The organism is Bradyrhizobium sp. Crot121 (genome assembly GCF_059512385.1).
This window is the reverse complement of the sequence record NZ_JCAMOR010000204.1, coordinates 1-2,101: the sequence shown is the minus strand read 5'-3', so window position 1 is coordinate 2,101 and position 2,101 is coordinate 1. Positions and strand designations below refer to the sequence as shown.

Here is a 2,101-nt window from a genome sequence, read left to right as displayed (position 1 = left end):
GATAGAAAGGGATCAGGAGCAGTCAGTTTCCAACTAACAAACCGGTTCAAGCGGTCCCGCTCCGCGGGTCCATTTCAGTTATCAGCAAGCCAGTCCGACAGGCGGGTAGATGGTCGCACAGGCGAGGTTGAGCTTTTGTTGAGACAGCGAGAACGTCGGCCATTTCGTGTCCCCAAGGGCAGGTCGAAATGCTCACCTGCTTCGAAACTGGGCACCAAGGTTTGCTCCACGCCGCCGCGGAAGCAGCTGCGAGCATAATCGTCGAGCGCATCAATTCCCGTGCGCGCAATCAAGCGCCTCGCAGCCCGTCGGCATTGCTGTCAATTCTAATTTGGCGGCGGTATCGCTCTGCGGTTGTCCAGGTGACGGTCCGTTCTCAAACTGCGCCGTGGAAGCTCGGCAAAGGACTAAGCAGAGGTAACGCAGCGACGAAGGCTCAGCTGTGTCCTTGGGCACAGAATGTTCCTTAGGCCCATCGACATCATAGGACTGCTCCACGAACAGTGTCGCGAGCGCCAGATATGAGGCGAGTACCGCGAGCGTGAGCAACCACGCCAGTCGCGTATCGTGGTCGGCAGGACGTTTCATCATTTCCATTACTTCGCTGAACATCTAGGTGCATGTGCCGTCGCGACGATCAGTTTACCCGGACGGTTCGACAATTGTCATGCCAGCGGCATGGGAGGGGCCGCCTTGTCTCTTTGGTGTCGGACCGGACCGTCTCGATTACTGTTTGGGGTGGCTGTGAACGATGCGCAGCCGGTAATCGCCCATGCTCGAAGCGGCCGGCCCTCGAGCGCGTCCGCTCACGCCTGGATAGTGGCTTAGGCGTAGAGCGGCAAAGCCATCGGCGGCGGTGCGCCTGTCCTCAAGAACGGCAATCGTTTCATTCTGATGCTGTTGCAGTTCCATACGATCCTCCCGCTAGCCAGAGTTGTCCCGTGTTGTCAGGGGCCGCGGCCAGCTACTTAGATCGTACAATTTGACGCTACGTACGATTCAAGCCCATTGGAGAGGCTTCGTCTGGTGAATGTATCAAAAAGCCGCATCTCGAGGACGGAGAGACGGGGCAAAACCTCGAGACGAGCACAACGAGGTCCTCAACCACGCGACGCGAGCCGCGTGCTTAGGTCAAAAACTCATCTCATTCTCATCTAAATGGAGAACGCGGCGGTCGTGCACGCAAAGTGCGCGACAAGTCAGTGCGGTTCATCCTTCAGGGCGGCAAGGGCGAGGTCGAGATACTGCATTAGGTGGGGATCCCAGCCAGTCATGTTGCGAGGCGCACTGAGTCGCGCAAGAACTTTCAGTATTGTTGAAACGGTCGATTCAATTCCGGCGATTTCAGTGATTAGTGAACGCGCTTGAAGCGCCACAGCATTCGCCCGTTCGCTGCAGGGATGCTCACCCCGTTCCACGCAATCGCGCAGGTCGTCGCGGATCTTCCGCCACCGCTCCTCGCGAACTGCGTCCAGGACGCATGTGCATCGGAGCTCCTGAGTGCGCTCCTCAACCCGTGACATGGCGTCCAGAGTGGCAGGTAGCTCATCTACGCTGACGTGTATTTCTCCATCCGTTGTCATGTTGCGCAAGCGATCTCGCAGCAGGGTTGTACGCGCGACTTGAAGCTCAATTCTCTCCAAATGCATGCGCAACAAGTCAGTGAGCGAGGTGCTGCCCCCAATCGCTCTGCGAATCTCTTCAAGCGAGAAGCCAAGCTCACGTAGCGCTAGGATTTGATATACTCGTTGTACGCTCTCGCGGTCGTACATTCGGTGACCGCCGCCGGTGCGTTCCGAGGCGCTCAATAAACCCGTGTGTTCGTAGTGATGCAGAGTGCGAACCGTCACGCCGGTAGCCTCTGCAAGCTCGCCAATGCGCCATCGACGCCTTCGTGGTGTAGGTTTTGTCATGGTCCTCTGTTTTCAAGCCTACAACCTGACGTCGGGTGAGATTCAAGTCATTTCAATGATCTAGCAGCCTGCTGAAAAACGTGAGGAATGAAGCGTTTTTTTTTCTGTTGAGGAGGCCTCGTTGGGCTGGCGCGTCCGGGAGGCTAGGTCTGGGCTGGCTGGGCTGCAACCAGTTTGGGGATGCGGAT

Annotated in this window: 2 protein-coding genes; both read right to left on the bottom strand. The window is 57.3% G+C overall.

What is annotated here, in order from left to right; all coding sequences use genetic code 11:
* Positions 1–726 precede the first annotated feature (726 nt).
* On the bottom strand, positions 727–912 hold the full coding sequence (locus AC5ZGW_RS45940; protein WP_028169418.1) for a hypothetical protein: 186 nt from the start codon (positions 910–912) through the stop codon (positions 727–729).
* 287 nt (positions 913–1,199) lie between these two features.
* The gene (locus AC5ZGW_RS45935) at positions 1,200–1,913 is read right to left on the bottom strand and encodes a MerR family transcriptional regulator (protein WP_028169417.1); all 714 of its coding nucleotides are present in this window, start codon (positions 1,911–1,913) and stop codon (positions 1,200–1,202) included.
* Positions 1,914–2,101 lie beyond the last annotated feature (188 nt).